The organism is Clostridium sp. CM039 (assembly GCF_055081075.1).
This window is the reverse complement of the sequence record NZ_CM143649.1, coordinates 2,744,848-2,764,451: the sequence shown is the minus strand read 5'-3', so window position 1 is coordinate 2,764,451 and position 19,604 is coordinate 2,744,848. Positions and strand designations below refer to the sequence as shown.

Below are 19,604 nucleotides of genomic sequence, written 5' to 3'. Positions count from 1 at the left end.
AATGCAGGTGACACCTAAAAAAAATTATAGTAGGTACTTTATTATATTACAAGAAGATGAAAAAGGCTATTCATTAGAAGCTGACAAGATTCCATCTGGATATGCAAAGCTTGAGATGAAAAACAGTAAATGTAAGGTTTCATACTACGTGCAAAACCTAAGGAAGGAAAAACAACCTTATTACATGATTTTAATATGCGGCAAAAAAGATGTAAACAAAATTATAAAAGTTGGTAAATTGAACATAGACGATCACGGTAGGGTAGACATTTCCCATGAATATGATATGGACAATATAGCGGATACCGGCATTTCTGCTGAAAAAATTATTGGAGCTGCAATTGTAAAATTCTTAGATGTTAATGTGATTTCAATAATGAGTGGATTTTCAACAACAGATAAACCAAATGAGTGGAAAAACTATAAACTAGCGGATTGTAATAAGGATAAGAAGGAAACTAGAGCAGATGATATAAGTAATGAATTTGATGAATATGAACAAAGCATTGAATTAATTAAAGTGAAAAATGCTGACGTAGTCGAACATTTAGAAGCTCAGGAGAAGGTAGATGGAGCAGCGGACACAAAAGTAGACACAAAGAAAAGAGGCAATGCCGAAGATATTGGACCTCTAGACGCTCAAAATAAAGTAGCTGATGAAGTAGTCGAACATTTAGAGACTCATGAGAAGGTGGATGAAGCAGCGGATACAAAAGTAGACACAAAGAAAAGAGGTAATATCGAAGATCTTGGATCTTTAGAAGCTCAAGATAAAGTAGCTGATGAAGTAGTCGAACATTTAGAGACTCATGAGAAGGTGGATGAAGCAGCGGATACAAAAGTAGAAACAATGAAAAGAGGTAATACCGAAGATCTTGGACCTTTAGAAGCTCAAGATAAAGTCGATAAAGTAGACAAGGTAGATACTACGCAAAGAATTAATATTGAAGATGTTGAGATTTCAGACAAACTAAAGGGAAAAAATGAAGTTAAGAAACTTGAAGATGATTTTGATGTAAATAGAGATAAGGATAAAAAGCAACATAAAGAAGATAAAAAAGATGAGTGTAATTATAAGGAGAAAAAGTCTTCAAAAGAGGAATATCCTAAAGGCGCTATGGGAGAATTCTTCAAGGTAGTAGCGCAAGATTTTGATGAAGTACCTGATTTTTCTAATGAAATTAAATGGTGCAAATGGTATAAAGTACCGGTTAGTAATTTAGAGAATATGTATGATTTGAGTGACTATAACAAATATACAATAGCATATTATCCTATGATTTCGTATTATCCGTATATTAGAAACTATAAATCTTTTATGTTAGGATATAAATGTGACTCAAGTGGGAAAATGAAATATATTGTTTATGGAATACCGGGAAGTAGAGCTAAAACTCATCAACCTTATGGAGGGAAAACTGGTTTTGTAAGTTGGATTTCAGATAAGGAGAATGATGAAATGGGATATTGGCTGATGTTTTATGATTTTAAAAATTCTACAATTGTTGTACCTTTAAAAAAATAATATATGTAGAATTAAATGTGTGGCTAAATAATTTAGTCGCACATTTAATTTTTTAATATTCTTTTAATGTATATCATATAGTATATTAACATTAATATGTGGAGGGGTACAGTGAAGGTTATACTTATAAACAGAAAAAAAGTTGGAATTATAGTAATAATCCTCGGACTGATGATCACGCTTTTGGGGATATCAAAACAATTTGATGACAAGCTAAAAGCTACTATTCTTGTGGAGAATGATATTAAACTACTTAATGATTATACAGCTATAGACGGAAAGGTAAGTTACAAATTGCCGGTTGGATGGACGACTAAAGAAAAAAAATTTTCTGGTGGTGAGATTATGTATCATAACGATTTTCAATCAAATGATGCAGTTATTCATGGCTTTGTAGAAGTTTGGAAAAATAAACAGGACTTAAAAGCATTTTTAGATAGTAGCAAGGAGATATCACAGAAGCAAAATGCGATTAGAAATTATAAAATAGATGACACTATTATAAATGGGAAAAAGACATACTTAGTGAAATACTTAATTAATGTAAGCGATAATAATTGGTACAAGGCCTATGAATATTTTATTGATGATGGAAAAGAGTTTTATAGAATTTCTTTTTTTACAAGAAATGTTAATTTTAAAGAGACTTATGGAGCTATTTTTGAAAGTATAGTTGAGACTTTGAAAGTTCGATAGGATGGATTAGACATCTCTCCGAATGTCGTATGAAATTAATTAGAGTTGCTTAAAACTTTTTAAAGTATTATAATTTATTTAATGATATCTAAAAGACCGTCCATTACCATATTGTGAGTCATTAAGTCATCACCTGCGGAGCTGTTGCAGCACTGAAGGTGATGATTTAACAAGTCATGAGCTAAGAGGATCAATTATGATTCTCTTAGTATTTTATTGTGCTAAGCAGCTTAAATAAAGGGAATAAAAAGGAGATGAATTTTAAAATAACAAAAGAAACTTTGTGGAAATAATATTTGAGAGTTAGGATAACAATATATAATTGTTATTTCCTGCAGAGATTAGCTAGGGGGATAACAAATGATTAAAAATAAAAGCAAACTAATTATATTTTGTTTTATAATTATAACTTCATTTATATTTACTGGATGTAAAAGCTTTGATGTAATTAAAGTAAAGCTTGGAGTGAAAAATGTTGATTTTGATTATATTGAGCAGGGGAGAATTAAAAAAATAATAATACAAAGTACTAGAGATAAAAGCTTTAGATTTGTGGTTACGGATGAAATAGCTATAAAAGATTTACATAAAATTTTATCGTCAGCTAAGGAAGTTAATGAAAAATCAACACTAGAGGCTGATTATATTTTTGAAATGTATGAAGGTGTCGATAAAGTCCATAAATTTAGTTATATAGCGGGACTTGATAAAAAAGATGGAGCTAATTTATATAGTGCAGATAAAAGTTATATTGTATCTAAAAGGATTGACAATGATATCATCAAAAACTTTTGGAATATTAGAAAGCCTATAGATTTTGAAACTGTATATTATGATTCTATTTTAAAGGTATTAGATAAGTATATAAAGGATGATGATAAAAGCAAAAAAATATTTGTCGATATAAGTGAAGATAATGAAGTGGCTAAATTTATATTATCAACTGATTTAGAATCATTTAAAAGTAAGCTATTAAATGATTTTAATGCACTATTGGTAAAAGATAAAAATACAGGATATGATGAGTTAGTAAGTGTTAAAACGGAAGGATACAAATCCACTATATACAAATCTTCTGTGACGATTAAGAATAAAGCGAATGAGAAGGAAAAGAAGTATTACGTAGTAGCGAAATACGATAAAGGATGGAATATTGAAATTTTTGAAGATGAAAAACCTAATGGATTTTAATAATTTGCAAAAAATAATAAAAAACTGTATTTAAAAATAAATGCAGTTTTTATTATTAAACTTAATTAGAGAAAATTTATCATTGTATCGTTAAGCATATTAGTAGGAGCATCAATATTTAAATCAATAGTATCTCCTATTTTTGAATTTTTAGGTAAGCGGGAAACACTTACGTTTATACTAGTTCCATTTAAAAAATTTATAAAAGCATCAGTATTGCTCATATCTATTATTTTACCAAACATTATAAAACCATCCTTTCATAATAAATAAACTATATTTATTATAGTTTTAGCAAAGAACACTATTATATTCATGAAAGTGATAATGTTTTTATGTATAATATGAACAAATGGACTTGCGTGCGAGAGAGTATGATTTATATTATACATAAACTAAGAAACACCTATCACAAAGTGATAGGTGTTTTTTCTATAATTAATTTATATTATAGATTAGATTTTGAATTATAATCTAGTAACGTTTGAAGCTTGAGGGCCTCTAGCGCCAGTAGTTATTTCGAATTGAACTTGTTGTCCTTCTTCTAAAGATTTATATCCGTCTCCTTGAATAGCTGAAAAATGTACGAATACATCCTCTTCTCCTTCTACGGATAAGAAACCAAACCCTTTTTCTGAATTAAACCATTTAACTGTACCTGTTTTCATATAACTTTCCTCCTGAATAAAAAAATTTGTAACATTTGTAACATAACTATTATGATACTACACTTTGGTGAATTTTTAAATAGTTTTTTGAAAATAATAATATTATCTATGTATTTATACTATTTTTTTACTAAAATGTATCTAAACACAACTTATATTATAATATCATAGCTATTTATAAAAATATATTCACCTACAACACTTTATTATTTATAATAGGTTTTAATCTAAATTGTATATATAGTTTGGCTTTTAATATGTTTTTTATACTATTTTATTTTTAAAGTTTTTATCAGGATGATATTATCAAAATTGAGCGGGTAGGTTAACTAATTATGTTAATAAGGCGATAACTATAAAAAATCAAAGGATATCGAGGTAACTAAAAATTAATTGGCTGTATTATATGATAGAAGTTAATTTAGAAATTGATATAAATTTTTTACTAGAGTATAATAAGCAAAGTAAAAGATACTGTGTTCGGAGGGGTCAAAATATGCTACATGTTGTCAAAAGAGATGGACGAGAGGTTCAATTCAATTCAATTAAAATTACAAATGCCATAAAGGGAGCGATGGATGAAATCGCTTTTAATTTAAAAGAAAGTGAAGTTATAGAGCTAACTCAAAAGGTCATAGAAAAAATTGAGGATTTGCAGAAACAGCAACTAACTGTTGAAGAAATACAGAATATTGTTGAAGGTACGCTTTTAGAAAATGGTCATAAGGTTATTGGAGTAGCTTTTTCTAATTACAGACGTGAACGTAACAAGATTAGAGAAATAAAATCAGACCTTATGAAAGCTATAGAAAAAATAGGAGTAGAGACAGATAGAGATAATGCTAATGTTGGTAATAACTTTAGTTCTAAGTTACTTAGAATTGCTAGCGAATCAAACAAATGGCATAATTTATCTATGATGCCTAAGCATTTATCAAAAGCACATGAAAATGGTGACGTATATTACCATGATCTAGATAGCTATAATTTAACTGTAAATTGTTTGCATATACCAACAAGAGAAGTATTAGAAAGAGGGTTTAATACAGGATACGGATATATAAGAAAAGCAAAAAGGATAGAGTCTGCAGCAGAACTTTCATGCATTTTACTTCAATCAACGCAGAATGATATGTTTGGAGGTCAATCACATCCCGATTTTGACAATGACATGGCGGCATTCATAGAATATACAAGGCAAGAAATTAGACAAGAAATTAGAGAACTTGGTGTAGATGAGCACAAAATTTGCGAATTTGCGGAACGTAAATTAAGAAGAGCTGTAGAACAATCTATGCAGGGCATAGTATATAACCTAAACACAATGCATAGCAGAGCTGGATCACAAGTGCCTTTTAGTTCGATGAATATTGGAGTGCCGGAATCTAAAGACGCAGCACTCGTATGTGAAATATTTTTAATTGAATACGAAAAAGGACTTGGGAAAGGGGAACAACCTGTATTTCCAAACATAATTTTTAGGGTTAAAAAAGGGGTCAATAGAGAAAAGACTGACCCATATCACTACTTATATAAGCTTGCTTGTCGCGTTGCTAGTAGGAGAATGAATCCTACCTTTATGAACTTGGATGCTGATTTTAATAAATTCTACTATGATCAAGGGATTACTCCGGCTACCATGGGATGCCGTACTTATATTTGCTCTAATGCAAATGGAGAGGCAGGAACAAAAGGGAGAGGAAATATTGCTCCAGTAACTTTAAATCTTCCTAGACTTGGTATATTAGCGAAGGGAGAGGTAGATAAGTTTTACAAATTACTTGACAGTAAATTAGAACTTTCTAGAGAAGCACTTATGCATAGATATGATGTTTTAAAAAAATTAAGAGTTAAGGATCTACCTTTTGTAGCAGGGCAAGGTCTTATGGTAGGTAGTGAAGGGTTATTACCTGAGGATTCCATAGAACCTATTTTAAAAAATGGATCATGGGGTATTGGTTTTATAGGGCTTGCAGAAACGGTAGCGTCGCTAACTGGAAAACATCATGGAGAATGTGCAGACTCCAGAAAATTAGGGGTTGAAATAATATCTTATATAAGGAATTATACTGACAAGCTGATAGATGAAACTAAGCTTAATTGGAGTGCTTATGCTACGCCGGCTGAAGGATTAAGTGGTAGATTTATACTTCAAGACAAGGCTGTATTTGGTGAAATACCAGGGGTTACTGATAAAGAATATTATACAAATAGTTATCATATTCCAGTAGGGTATCCAATATCAATTAAGGAAAAAATAGATATCGAGGCGCCTTATCATAAATTATGTAATGGTGGACATATTAGTTATATAGAACTTGACGATTATCCAACAGAAGAAATTATAATGGACATATTAGATTATGCATATAAGCAAACGAACATTAGTTATATGGGCATAAATTTCCATATAAGATATTGTAAAGACTGTGGAACATATCTCCAAAGTGGAGCACATAAATGTAGCAAATGTGGAAGTAGTAATATACAAGGGATTTCAAGAGTAACAGGTTACTTAAGTTTGGATGAGAGATTTGGTAACGGGAAGACAGCAGAGAGAGCAGATAGAATATCTCATACTGCGGGTCATGTATGTACATATTAAAAATCGACTAAGTACGATGAAAATGATGGGCAATTGTATTAAACAATTGCCCATCATTTTCATATGATTATTTTATAAAAGGTGGTGGATTGAATGAAACTTCAAATAGGCGGATTTCTAGATAATTCATTAGTTAATGGAGATGGACTTAGGTCTGTAATTTTTGTGTCTGGATGCATGCATAACTGTAAAAGTTGCCAAAATGAATTTATGCAAGATTTTAATTATGGGGATTCTATTTCAATAGATGATATTGCACAAAAAATAGAGAATAATATGCCTATAATAAAAGGGGTTACCTTTTCAGGAGGAGAACCTTTTGAGAGTGCGATAGCTTTAACGAAACTATCAGAGAAATTAAAGGGCCAGGGATTAAATATTTGGTGTTATAGTGGATACACTTTCGAAGAACTAATGCATAGCGGAGATAGTGACAAACTAGGGCTATTAAGTTGTATTGATGTACTTATTGATGGCAAATTTGATAAAGAATTAAAGGAAGGCGCTAGTAAGTATACTGGATCATCTAATCAGAGAATCATTGATGTTAAAAAAAGTATTTTAGAAAATCAAATTGTATAATGGAATAAGCGAATATAAAATTCATTATTAATATTTTGATCCAATGTGAAATAAAAAAGGAAAGCCCACCACTTATTTAAAAATGGTAGGCTTTTCTTCTAAATATAGTTTAATATTTTGACAGACATGGATTCTTTTATTTCATCGTTAACCACTAAAGTATTACTATCTATCTTTGAGGCGTTTTTCATATGCATAAGATATGTTTCTACTCCCTCTAATGGAAGAGATAGTTGTGAAGTTTTATAGTGCATAGGTATAACTATTTTGGGGTTTATTTTTTTAGTAACTTCCGACGCTTCCTTGCCATCAATTGTATAATTACCCCCTACTGGGATAAACAATATATCTACATCTCCAAGGGAGGATATATCATCATTTGAAAGAGTGTGGCCTAGATCTCCTAAATGACATAAGGAATACCCATCCATTCTAAAGGTGAATATTATGTTATCGCCCCGTTTTGCACCTTTATTTTTGTCGTGATAAGAAGGGGTACCTTTTATAGATATATCATGTAAAGTGGAAATACCAATTTTATCTATGATTTTATAATTGCCAGTTAGCTCTTTGATATAATTATGATCAAAATGTTGATGACTTATAGTTACAATATCTGGACTACCTTTATAAATATCATACCCTAAAGTATTGTCAAATGGATCTGTTAAAAGCTTCACACCTTTTGAATCTTCCAAAAGAAAGCATGAATGACCTAACCAAGTTATTTTCATGTAAATTCTCCTTTTGTTAAATGGTTTCTCTTTGTTATGGTATGTGACTCCCACTTATAGAAGTGGGAGTCTTTCCTTCTGAAATGCCTTTAAAATTAATATATTGTGTAGTAAAAGAACATTTTATACGGTCATTTCATGACTCACAATATATAATTTTGATTTTTATTAAATATCTAATAAATTCTTTTTATAGTTAGAATAATAATGTCTAAGCTCTTCCATTTGTGCATCTAATTGTATTTGTAATGATGAAAGTTCTTCATAGTTTTCAAGTTTAGAGGCTTCTTTTATTTTAGTAAATAGGCTTTTCTTAGAATAAGTATCCTTCATAAGAGAATGTCTAAGGTCATTAATTTTTTGCCAATTTGCTAAATCTAAATCTAAAGCTTTTTCAGCAGTGTGAATCATTTCAGATTTTCGAATCTCTTCTGCATAATTATTTAATAACCTATTATTTATTTCAGTAACCCATCTACTGGTTATTGCCATTTTAAAGCTATTTATTATGCTAGTAGTAAATACATTGGAAGTCGTAAGAACCTTAAGCTTTTCAGGATATTCTTCTAATGTACGAACATTTTCATAAACAGTTTTTGGTGCTTTTCCAAAATATTTTGCGCGCTCTTCTTCTGTATAGAATTCGAATACATCTTCTTCACTTCTGTAAGCTCTATCTTTTTCTAAATAATCGCTGTCGTCTCCTGGTGCTTTAGATAATTCTTTCAAAAGGTCATCTTCAGATTTATTGTTTTCGATGGCATATACAATCCCATCGAGCATTGTCATATATAGGGTAGATAAAGCTAAATAGGCATTAGTATGTGGACATGGAGATCTAAGCTCAAATCTTGTAGCAAGTGGATTATCAAGGTCTCTTATTAAGGCTAAAAGTATAGATCTGTTTCTCGATGGAATATCTACACTGTGACCAAGTGAAGTTACTATGCAAATAGGAGCTTCAAAACCAACTTTTAATCTTCTTAAAGAATCATTTGTTGAAGAAACAAATGGATTTATTACTTCATAATTTTTAAGTACGCCCATCACGGAAGCATAACCTAAAGTGCTTAAAAAATGTTTTTTATTTGAATTGAATAAGTTAACTCTCTTTCCATTTTTTAATCTTACAGCGACTCCAACATGAATATGTTCACCGCTTCCAGCCACATCATGTACAGGTTTTGCTAAAAAATTAACATCTAGACCGTTAAGTCTGAAGGTTTCCTTTACTAAATTTCTGATAAATAGCTCATTATCTGCACATTGTAGAGCATTTGAAAACTTCCAATCTATTTCAAGTTGTTCCATAATATGTGTTAGAGTACCAGCTTCACCTATTTGAGCTTTTACCCCACCAACTTCTTTATGGCCCATTTCAGGTTCGAAACCATACTCTTCCATTAAAAGAAGTGTTTGCTCGAGAGCTGTTCGAACATTTCCTTTAGTTTTACTCCAATATTGCTCTTTTAGTACTTGCGAAGTAGATAGTTCTTCTATATCGGCCTTATCATTAGGTGTTTTTACCCAAAATTCTAACTCAGTAGCAGAAGTGAGCATTAGCTCATCAATATCTTTATATTCAAAATTAAAAGAAGTTAAAGATGATGGATTTTCTTTGAATAAATTAAGAAGGGTTGTTTTAAAACATTCAACGGATCTTTTTAAGATTGATCTTGAATCTACTGGGAGATTATCATGTAATAATATACATGGAATTTTTAATGTACCTATAGGTAATGTTGTTTCAGGGTCAATGTTTTCATAATTGTAGTCGACGTACCAATTACAGTCAAAATCTGCTAGCATGTCTAATTTAGCATTGTTTAGAGTTGCAATACCTGGCAATACTACAGATGAACCATCAGTTTGAATAGCACCGTCCGCGAAGCCACTAATATCATTTAAGAATATTTTCATTGGAATTCTCTCGTCAGTGTCATTACCTGATAAGTCAATACCAACTAGTGAGACGAATTTCACCTCAGGGTGAGCAAGTAAAGTTTCTTTAATTTCTTTTTCAGAATGCTTTTCTTTAGGAATTACATAAATTAATTTTTTCAAAATAATATTCCTCCTTTAAAGTATATAAATTGCTTAAAAGCCACTAAAGTGACTTGATTAACCTTTTTAGAAATAGAATCATGATCTTAGCAGAATACTTGAATTGCCTGTAACAAGGCTACCACATATAGAAGTAGAGAGCTTTTCTTAGAAATACAACAAAATTTTATTTGTAAATAAAATGATTTTATTATGAAAATGCAAGTATGTCAATAAGAAAACATCACAAAACACAATAAATTATAAATCAATGGCGCTGATTTGCAAGTTATTACAAATGAAAAATCATTTATAAATTCAAATCATAACAAAGTTTATTTTTAACTAGTATTATATCACATACATCTATGAAAAGGTGATATTTAAATAATCAAGGTGTTATTGAAGGTTTGTAGAATAGTATTACCAAAATATCAAGATATAGGATTTATAACACAAATTTTAAATTTTAGATATAGACCTCTTTTTTTTCATGGTAAATACAAGAGAATTTAAAAAGAAATTGACAATGAAAATTCATTATAATATAATGATAAGAAGTTCATAGTAATTATTGATTATGACTAATAAAAAGCTTTGATTAGGAAAAGTATTTAAGCAAGTAACTTACAGAGAATGGGGCAGGTTGAGAACCCATAGTGAAGGTTTAGAGAAAATCACCTAGGAGCTGAGAGCTGAATGTTTAGTAAGCTTATCCGTATTTCTGCGTTAAAGAATAAGGTATTATTGTACTTGAATTTATATGTATTATATAGGTGGTATAACGAATTTAACTTCGTCCTATTTAGGGTGGGGTTTTTTTATATTTAAAAATATTGTAGTACCACAGGTGATGATTTAACGATATTTCAGAAGGAAAGTTCCCCACATACAAATAGTAATTATTAAATAAAATAGGGAAAGGAGTTTTATTATGTATAAGAAAAATGATGCTTCAAAAAGTTTTATGGATATAGAAAAAGATGTGCTTAAGCTTTGGAAAGAAAAAGATATTATTCAAAAGAATTTTGATTTAAATGAGGAAGGAGAGTCCTTTACTTTTTATGATGGTCCACCAACGGCTAATGGAAAACCACATATCGGGCATGTTTTAACAAGAGTTATGAAGGATTTAATTCCAAGATATAAGGTAATGAAGGGATATAATGTTCTTAGAAAAGCTGGGTGGGATACCCACGGATTACCGGTAGAACTTGAAATAGAAAAAAAACTTGGAATTAATGGTAAGCCTGGAATAGAAACTTATGGTGTGGAAAAGTTTGTGAAAGAATGTAAGGACAGTGTTTTTAATTATGTAAATATGTGGGAAGAAATGTCGGATAGGGTAGGATACTGGGTAGATATGGAGAAGCCATATGTAACTTATCACAATGATTATATTGAATCGGTTTGGTGGGCATTAAAGCAAATGTGGGATAAGGATCTATTATACAAAGGTCATAAAGTAATGCCTTATTGTCCAAGATGTGGAACATCTTTATCATCTCATGAAGTGGCTCAAGGATATAAAGATGTAAAAGAAATGTCAGCATATGTGAAATTTAAAGTGAAGGGTGAAGAAAAATTTATACTTGTTTGGACTACAACTCCTTGGACACTTCCAAGTAATGTAGCACTTGCAGTAAACAAAAAATATGATTATGTTGAGGTAATTGAGGAAGGTGAGACTTTAATACTTTCGAGAGATTTATTAAGTAAACTCGTGGGAGAGTATGAGGTAGTACGTGAATTTAAAGGAGAAGCTCTAATAGGCCTTGAATATGAGCAAATGTTTAATTTCTATACTCCAAAAGAAAAAGCTTTCTATGTAGTACACGGAGATTTCGTAACACTCTCAGATGGTACAGGGATAGTCCATATTGCTCCGGCTTATGGTGAAGATGATAATTTGCTTGGTAAAAAATATGATTTACCACTTATTAATTTAGTTGATGTAGAAGGAAAATTTGTAGATTGCGTTGCTCCATGGAAGGGCATTTTTGTTAAAGAGGCTGATGCTAAAATATTAGAATACTTAAAAGAAAACAATATTTTATATAAAGCAGAGAAATTTGAACACTCATACCCACACTGTTGGAGATGTGATACACCACTTTTATATTATCCAAGAGAAAGTTGGTTTGTAAGAATGTCTTCAGTAAGGGACAAACTTATAGATAATAATAATAAAATTAATTGGATGCCAGATAACGTGCGAACAGGTAGAATGGGTAAATTCCTTGAAGGCGTTATAGATTGGAGTATAAGTAGATCTAGATATTGGGGGACTCCACTTCCAATTTGGGAATGTGAATGCGGTCATCGCGAACTTATTGGAAGTATAGCAGAACTTAATGAAAAGGGAATAGATGTGCCAGGAGGAATAGAGCTTCATAAACCATTTATAGATAAGGTAAATTTAAAATGTCCAAAATGTAGCAAATCTATGACTAGAGTAGAAGAAGTTATAGATTGTTGGTTTGACTCAGGATCAATGCCATTTGCGCAACATCACTATCCATTTGAAAATAAAGAAATATTTGAAGCTAATTTCCCAGCTCAATTTATTTCAGAAGCAGTAGATCAAACAAGAGGATGGTTCTATACGTTACTTGCGGTATCTACAGCTGTATTTGATACAAACCCATTTGAAAACTGTATTGTACTAGGGCATGTATTAGATAAAAACGGAATTAAAATGTCTAAGCATAAAGGGAATGTGCTAAGTCCATTTACAGTGCTAGAAAATCAAGGAGCAGATGCTCTAAGATGGTACTTTTATACTGCTAGTGCGCCATGGTTACCTTCAAGATTTTATGAAGGCGCGGTAATTGAAGCACAAAGGAAGTTCATAGGAACTCTTTGGAATGTATATTCATTCTATATTCTATATGCTGAAATAGATAATTTTGACCCAACTAAATATGATAGCTTTGAATCTGAGAATATTATGGACAAATGGATGATGTCAAAATTAAACACATTAGTTAAGAATATAGATGACCATTTGACAAATTATAGAATAACTCAAGGTGCTCTTGAACTCGAAGGTTTTGTAGATGAACTTTCTAATTGGTATGTAAGGCGCAATAGAGCAAGATACTGGGTAGAGTCACTTACAGATGATAAGATAGGCGCTTATATGACATTATATAGAGTTATCACAACTTTTGCCAAAATATCTGCTCCATTTATACCGTTTATAACAGAAGAGTTATATCAAAACTTAGTAGTTGCATTTGACAAAAGTGCACCAGAAAGTATTCACTTATGTGCATGGCCTGAATATAGAGAGGATCAAGTGGATAAAGTATTAGAAGAAGAAATGGATATGGCTTATAAGACTGTTAAATTAGGAAGAAGTGCACGAAATGCTGCTAATATAAAGAATAGACAGCCGCTTTCTAAAATGCTAGTTAGTTCTAAATCTCTTCCGGAATATTATGGAGATATAGTAAAAGAAGAACTTAATATTAAAGAAGTAGAGCTAGGAGCTGATATTTCTAAATATGTTAAATTTGAAATTAAACCAAATTTACCTGTGCTAGGTAAGCCATATGGTAAGCTAATACCAGGAATTAAGAAAGCAATAGGAGCTATGAACCAAATGGAGCTTGCTCAAACTATAAATAACGGGAGCATAGTTACTATAAATGTAGCGGGAACAGAAATAGAACTCAATAGCGAGAAATTACTTGTTACAATGCAAGGGCTTGAAGGCTATGCATTTGCTGGGGAAGGTGAAATGGGAGTAGTCTTAATGACTAACATCACCGAAGAACTTAAAGAAGAAGGAAACGTACGTGAGATCTTAAGCAAGATTCAAAACATGAGAAAAGAAAGTGGTTTTGAAGTTGCTGATAAGATTAGAATTTACGTATCTGGAAATGAAATGCTTCAAAATGTAATTTCGAGATTTGAGGAACAAATCAAACGGGATACTTTATCTGTAGAAGTTGTATATAATGGTGAAAGAGAATATACGACGGTTAAGATAAATGGTGAAGATTTAAAACTAGATTTAGAAAAATTGTAATTAATGATTTAGAAAGTATGTGATATTAAGCACATACTTTCTTTTTTAGTAATAATAATGTGCGGGTACACTTTATGAGATATATTTATAAATATCATTGTAAACTTGATTTAATGGGAACACTATAACTATACTAATAGTAGCAAGTTCATATATAACTTGAAATGACAGGCTTTTATCAGTATAATGATAAGATAAGAAAATAGTAGGAGTTGAGAAATATGGCTGCGTCAATAAAAGATGTTGCAAGAGAAGCGGGAGTTTCTATTGCCACAGTATCCAGAGTTTTAAATGATATAGATGTGGTAAATGAAGACACTAAGAAAAAAGTAAATGATGCTATAAAAAAATTGTCGTATAGGCCTAATATAGTTGCAAGAAGCTTAAAAACTCAAAAATCTAGTACTATAGGGATAATTATACCGGATATATCAAATCAATTTTATCCTGAAATTGTTAGAGGCTGTGAGGATGTAGCTAATATTTATAAATACAACATTATGCTTTGCAACGCGGATTTAGACGTAGATAAAGAAATGGAATCTTTAAGAATACTTAAAGAGAAAATGATAGATGGGGTTATATACATGAGTAATTCCATAGAGAATAATGTTATAGACTTAATAAAAGAGCTCGAAATGCCGACGGTTCTTGTAGAAACTACAGATGCTGGAGGAATATTACCTAGTGTTACTATTGATAATGTAAGGGCAGCGGCTGATGCGGTAAAATATTTGATAAATAAGGGCAATAAGAAAATTGCATATGTAGGTACTGATATAGAAAAAGTTAATGCGCTAGCTAAAAGGCACACTGGCTATATAAAAGGGCTTGAGGAAATGGGAATAACACTTGATAAAGAGCTAATTTATCTTGGCGGAGTTAAGGCTAGAGATGGGTACAAGGGGATTAATGCGATATTAGATAAAGGTGTCCAAATAGACGCAGTATTCTGTGCTAGTGATGAAATTGCTATGGGAGTAATAAATGCATTAAGAGATAAATCTATTAAAGTTCCGGAGGACATAGATGTTATGGGCTTTGATGATATTTATTCAGCTTCAATATTCTATCCTAAATTGACTACAGTGGCTCAACCAATGTATGACATGGGATCTGTAAGTATGAGAATGCTTATAAAAGCTATAAATAATTTAGAAGTTGAGGAAAAACATTTTGTATTACCATATAGAATAGTGGAGAGAGATTCCTGTAAATAAATATAAGTCTTATTAAAACAAAATAAGTTTTAATAAGACTTTTTACATTATTTTCATGAGCCTTGAATATACAATTAGGTGATTTTATAAATGTCAAATTAACAAGTTGGAGGTAACGAAGTTTTGAATATTAATAATAAAGTAGAAAAAATATTTTCATATTTACTAAGTATAAAAAATATGAATCAAAAAACTATAAGAAATATTAATGAATATGAAAATGTACATTGGCAAAAGGAACTCCAAAATATTAGTGGGTGCACTTTTAATGTTGATGAAAATAAGGATTATTGGTTAACTATAGATGAGAGAGCAGGAAAATTATACGCTCAGTTTCAGAAAACATATTTAAAACTAGAAAAAAACAGTGAAGATTTAGAGGTGATTTGGTCAAATGGGCTTTTAACTTGGGAAAAAGAGGGCAAAAAAGTAGTCCATCCTATTTTTACGACTAAAATAGAAATAAAGCTTGATTCAATGAAAAAAATATTTACCCTAAAACCATATAATAACCAAACCAATGTGGAGCTTGAATTTTTAAATGAATACCTCGAAGTAAACTTAGACAGTTTACTAAGCATTCGCAATAAAGCAAAAGATATGGCTCTGGATGTAAGAAATATTGAAATGGCTTCGAAAATATTCGAAGAGATAGCTATGCTTTTAAAAGCTCACAGGTCGGGTTTTTATATTGAGGAGCTAAGCGGTGAATCAGATATAAAGATTCAAAGTAACATGCAATTTTACAATGCCCCATGCATCATACTTCGTAAGGTTGACACAAGACTTTGGAATATGGAACTAAATGATGTATTAACGCAAATAAGAGCGGGATTTCCTATTCCTAAAACTATAGAAGCTTTAGTTTCAGAGGAAGATATGGTGCAAGATATCGAGGAACTTAAAGAGTGGGCGGAAGTGGGACAAGATGTATTATTTCCTTTGCCTGCAAATCAGGAGCAAATGGAAATAACTAAGAGACTCGCTGAAAACTTTGGCATTGTTGTACAGGGACCGCCAGGTACTGGTAAAAGCCATTCTATAGCTAATTTAATATGCCATCTTTTGGCACATGGCAAGAGGGTACTAGTGACAAGCCAAACAGATAGAGCATTAAGGGTTTTGTCTAATAAAATCCCCGAAGAAGTTAGGGCATTATGTATAAGTATATTGGGAAATGATACGAAATCACTAGAAGAATTGGACGAGTCTGTTAGAAAAATAACTGAAAATTTATCAATGGATACTAAAGAATTACATAAAGACATAAAACTCTTAAAATATAAACTTAGTAAGTGCATCGAAACTCAAAAAAAATTATATGAAGGGTTAAAATGCATTGAAGATAGAGAAAACGACAAGGTAGAGTATGAAGGTCAAAAATACACATTAATGCATATGGCTAAGTGGGTTAAAGATAATGAAGATGCTCATTCTTGGCTAGTAGATAAGGTTGATTTTAATAAACAAAATCCCTTAGGTCATGAAGAATTTAATAAGTTAGTTACATTATCAAGTAGAATTACAAAAGAGCAAATACATGAAATAAATAACATAGATAAGTACAGAGCGATATTGCCTAAAGAAGACGAGTTATGTTATAAAATATTAGAATTATTTAAATTAGAACAGTATCAACATATTCATGAGAATAATATTAAAGACTGGAATAATGTTAAGTCTATAGATTATGGAAATAGAAGATTACTAAAACTTGTAGATGATGCAATAGAAAGACTAGAAGAGTTTGAAAATAGCTGGCTAAATAATGTTATGACACATTATTATTCTAATAACGAATCACAAGGTGTTTGGCAACAATTAGTTAATAAGTGTAATGAATATATAAGAAGTATAAGTGAAATTAAGCAAGAATTAAATGATCACAAGTTAGAAATACCGACTGATGTTGATATAAACAAATTTAAAAATGACTTTGATGTTGTATCAAAAACAATAAATGAAAAAGGCAAACTGGGAATTGTATTTAAAATGATCCATGGTAAGTTTAAATATATATTCGCGGGTTGCAAGGTGGATTATGAGCTTATAAATAATAGTGAACAAATAAGGGTAGTTAATTTATATATAAAGCTACAGCTATTAGAAAGAGAACTTAAAAATACTTGGAATAATACAATAGAAGAGTATGGGGCAAAGATTATAGATGATTCAAACTTAAACTATGTAAGTGAAGTCGCGGGTTGCATTAGGGGTATTGAAACGATTATTAACTGGGACAAAGACTTTAGAAATAATATAATTAATTTTTTACCAGATAAAAACCTGACGATTAGTTTACGTTGGTATGAAAAAGAATCATATATCTATCTAAAAAATGGATTTGAGAGTTTAAGGCTTATAAATAAATATAATAAATTAAAACTAGAAATGGAAGGGATAGAGAAAACATTCAATAATGTAGGGTGCATGCAAAAGTTACACAATGCTATAAAAACAAGAGACGTTGATAGTTTACATTCTGTTTATATGGAGATTGATAGTCTAATGCAAGTGGCGAGTAGTGTGTTAGAATTAACACAATTAAGCAAAAAGATAGAAAAATGCTGTCCGATATTACTTGAAAATATCACAAATGATAATAAAAAGGCCATGAAGAGTTTAGAAAATTTAAATTGGGAAAAGGCATGGAAGTGGAAAAAATGGAATGATTTTTTGTGCGAATTAGAAGAAATTGATGTAGAAGCTTTAGAGAAAAATATAGCCCAGGAAAAAATTAAAGAAAAATATATTATAAGAGAACTTGTTTCTAAAAAAAGTTGGTTTAATCAAATAGAGCGTACTACTGAGGCTCAAAAAAGAAGCTTATTTACTTGGATGGAAGCTATAAAAAGAATAGGAAAGGGCACAGGAACTCAGGCAGTGAAATATAGGAAAATTGCACAAAAGGAAATGGAAAATTGTAAGGATGTAATTCCTGTATGGATTATGCCAATAAATAGAGTCATGGAGAATTTAAAGCTTACGGATAATTTATTCGATGTGGTAATTGTGGACGAGAGCAGTCAAAGTGATATATCAGCTATAACAGTTTTAATGAGGGCTAAGAAGGCAATTATTGTAGGAGATGAAAAGCAAATAAGCCCAGAAGCCATTGGAAAGGACCATGTTGCTGTAGAAACTTTAATAAACACATATTTAGAAGACATTCCACATGCAGAATGGTTTGATCTAAAAACTAGCTTGTACAATACAGCCCTAAGGGTATTCCCAAATAGATTATTATTAAAGGAACACTTTAGGTGTGTTCCAGAGATAATAGGATTTAGTAATGAATTGTGCTATTCGGGCGAAATAATACCTTTAAGAAGAATAGACGCTAAAGAGATAGTTGGCCCATTTATAGTAACCTCTAAAGTTACTCAGGGATGTAGGGATGAAGCTAAGGCTATAAACGCAAACGAAGCAAAAAGCATTGTAGATAAGATAGTAGAGTGTTGTAGTGATGAGAGGTATAATGGCATGACAATGGGAGTTGTATCGTTACTAGGGGACGCTCAAGCTGAATTAATACTGGGCATGTTGGTAGAGACACTTGGCATGGAGGAAATACTGCAAAGAAGACTTATATGTGGAGATGCTTATTCCTTCCAAGGGGATGAGAGAGATGTAATGTTCCTATCGATGGTTATTGCAAATAATGCTAAATTTACAGCTTTAACTAAGGGATCAGATATAAGAAGATTTAACGTAGCGGCAAGCCGTGCAAGGAATCAAATGTGGCTATTTCACTCAGTCGATTTAGATAACCTCAATAATAAATGTGTTAGATACTCACTATTAAAATATTGCCTTGAGGAGAATGAACCTAAGGAAGAAATTAAATCACAACAATATTTATTATTAAACGATTTTGAGGAGCACATAGAAAAATGCATAAAAGAAAATGGATATAAGATCACACCAAAGGTTAAAGTGGGAAAATATACTATAGACTTTGTTGTAGAAACGGATTTATCCTTGGATATTCCTGGAGGTCATTATAAAAAAATAGCAGTTAAATGCATTGGAATGCCACAAGATGAAAATTATAATTGGCAAAAGCAGTATGAAATGCAAATGTGTCTTGAAAGGGTTGGATGGGAGTTTTATAAAATACGTGCCAGTGAATTTTATAGAAATCCTAGTGTAGTTATGGATAGATTATCACAAAAATTAAATAACTAGAAAACACATAAAACCTACTTAGTGAAATTTTTGTTTGCATATTATTCCAATTAAGTTATAATAAGTATAATGGCAGAGCATGATAATAGTATGATTTTTAATAAGAGGGTGAGAGG

Annotated in this window: 12 protein-coding genes and 1 other annotated feature; of the genes, 8 read left to right on the top strand and 4 right to left on the bottom strand. The window is 31.1% G+C overall.

The features are described 5' to 3' along the window. Window positions 1-7: 7 nt before the first annotated feature. The 3 genes from ACWJJ2_RS12800 (at window position 8) to ACWJJ2_RS12790 (ending at window position 3,412) form a co-directional block, all read left to right on the top strand. A complete protein-coding gene (locus ACWJJ2_RS12800) occupies window positions 8-1,525 on the top strand; it encodes a DUF7922 domain-containing protein (RefSeq protein ID WP_462953378.1) in 1,518 nt (505 codons plus the stop codon). Window positions 1,526-1,636: 111 nt separating this feature from the next. Further along, on the top strand, window positions 1,637-2,221 hold the full coding sequence (locus ACWJJ2_RS12795) for a hypothetical protein (protein ID WP_216303313.1): 585 nt from the start codon (window positions 1,637-1,639) through the stop codon (window positions 2,219-2,221). 360 nt (window positions 2,222-2,581) lie between these two features. After that, window positions 2,582-3,412, top strand: a complete 831-nt coding sequence (locus ACWJJ2_RS12790) for a hypothetical protein (RefSeq protein WP_220286916.1) — start codon at window positions 2,582-2,584, stop codon at window positions 3,410-3,412. 65 nt (window positions 3,413-3,477) lie between these two features. Here the strand turns inward: ACWJJ2_RS12790 and ACWJJ2_RS12785 are convergent, their stop codons facing one another. Together ACWJJ2_RS12785 and ACWJJ2_RS12780 are read right to left on the bottom strand one after the other, a co-directional pair. Further along, entirely contained in the window at window positions 3,478-3,657 is a 180-nt protein-coding gene (locus tag ACWJJ2_RS12785) for a hypothetical protein (protein ID WP_165412906.1), read from the bottom strand. 222 nt (window positions 3,658-3,879) lie between these two features. Further along, window positions 3,880-4,080 carry a cold-shock protein gene (locus ACWJJ2_RS12780; RefSeq protein ID WP_071611001.1) on the bottom strand — a complete coding sequence of 67 codons (201 nt, stop codon included), beginning with the start codon at window positions 4,078-4,080 and terminating at the stop codon, window positions 3,880-3,882. A gap of 496 nt (window positions 4,081-4,576) precedes the next feature. On the opposite strand from ACWJJ2_RS12780, the gene nrdD reads away from it, so the two are divergent. Beyond that, complete coding sequence (nrdD, locus tag ACWJJ2_RS12775) at window positions 4,577-6,685, top strand: anaerobic ribonucleoside-triphosphate reductase (RefSeq protein ID WP_462954343.1); 2,109 nt, start codon at window positions 4,577-4,579, stop codon at window positions 6,683-6,685. A gap of 93 nt (window positions 6,686-6,778) precedes the next feature. Next, the gene (nrdG, locus tag ACWJJ2_RS12770; RefSeq protein WP_220286914.1) at window positions 6,779-7,267 is read left to right on the top strand and encodes an anaerobic ribonucleoside-triphosphate reductase activating protein; all 489 of its coding nucleotides are present in this window, start codon (window positions 6,779-6,781) and stop codon (window positions 7,265-7,267) included. Between the two features lie 98 nt (window positions 7,268-7,365). Here nrdG and ACWJJ2_RS12765 read toward each other — a convergent pair whose 3' ends face one another. Both ACWJJ2_RS12765 and ACWJJ2_RS12760 read right to left on the bottom strand, forming a co-directional pair. Then, window positions 7,366-8,001, bottom strand: a complete 636-nt coding sequence (locus ACWJJ2_RS12765; RefSeq protein WP_220286913.1) for an MBL fold metallo-hydrolase — start codon at window positions 7,999-8,001, stop codon at window positions 7,366-7,368. 168 nt (window positions 8,002-8,169) lie between these two features. Next, complete coding sequence (locus tag ACWJJ2_RS12760; protein ID WP_216303341.1) at window positions 8,170-10,068, bottom strand: type I glutamate--ammonia ligase; 1,899 nt, start codon at window positions 10,066-10,068, stop codon at window positions 8,170-8,172. Window positions 10,069-10,632: 564 nt separating this feature from the next. Continuing rightward, window positions 10,633-10,851 (top strand) — a binding site (T-box leader). Between the two features lie 127 nt (window positions 10,852-10,978). On the opposite strand from ACWJJ2_RS12760, the gene ileS reads away from it, so the two are divergent. From ileS to ACWJJ2_RS12745, 3 genes are all read left to right on the top strand, one after another. Further along, a complete protein-coding gene (gene ileS, locus ACWJJ2_RS12755; RefSeq protein ID WP_462953377.1) occupies window positions 10,979-14,080 on the top strand; it encodes an isoleucine--tRNA ligase in 3,102 nt (1,033 codons plus the stop codon). 221 nt (window positions 14,081-14,301) lie between these two features. Beyond that, entirely contained in the window at window positions 14,302-15,300 is a 999-nt protein-coding gene (locus ACWJJ2_RS12750; RefSeq protein ID WP_462953376.1) for a LacI family DNA-binding transcriptional regulator, read from the top strand. Between the two features lie 123 nt (window positions 15,301-15,423). Further along, the gene (locus tag ACWJJ2_RS12745; protein WP_462953375.1) at window positions 15,424-19,488 is read left to right on the top strand and encodes an AAA domain-containing protein; all 4,065 of its coding nucleotides are present in this window, start codon (window positions 15,424-15,426) and stop codon (window positions 19,486-19,488) included. The last annotated feature ends 116 nt before the right edge of the window (window positions 19,489-19,604 follow it).

Coding starts and splice junctions, on each gene's coding strand:
- ileS (WP_462953377.1), top strand. CDS start 10,979: ATGTATAAGAAAAATGATGCTTCAAAAAGTTTTATGGATATAGAAAAA.
- ACWJJ2_RS12785 (WP_165412906.1), bottom strand. CDS start 3,657: ATGTTTGGTAAAATAATAGATATGAGCAATACTGATGCTTTTATAAAT.
- ACWJJ2_RS12780 (WP_071611001.1), bottom strand. CDS start 4,080: ATGAAAACAGGTACAGTTAAATGGTTTAATTCAGAAAAAGGGTTTGGT.
- nrdD (WP_462954343.1), top strand. CDS start 4,577: ATGCTACATGTTGTCAAAAGAGATGGACGAGAGGTTCAATTCAATTCA.
- nrdG (WP_220286914.1), top strand. CDS start 6,779: ATGAAACTTCAAATAGGCGGATTTCTAGATAATTCATTAGTTAATGGA.
- ACWJJ2_RS12790 (WP_220286916.1), top strand. CDS start 2,582: ATGATTAAAAATAAAAGCAAACTAATTATATTTTGTTTTATAATTATA.
- ACWJJ2_RS12750 (WP_462953376.1), top strand. CDS start 14,302: ATGGCTGCGTCAATAAAAGATGTTGCAAGAGAAGCGGGAGTTTCTATT.
- ACWJJ2_RS12765 (WP_220286913.1), bottom strand. CDS start 8,001: ATGAAAATAACTTGGTTAGGTCATTCATGCTTTCTTTTGGAAGATTCA.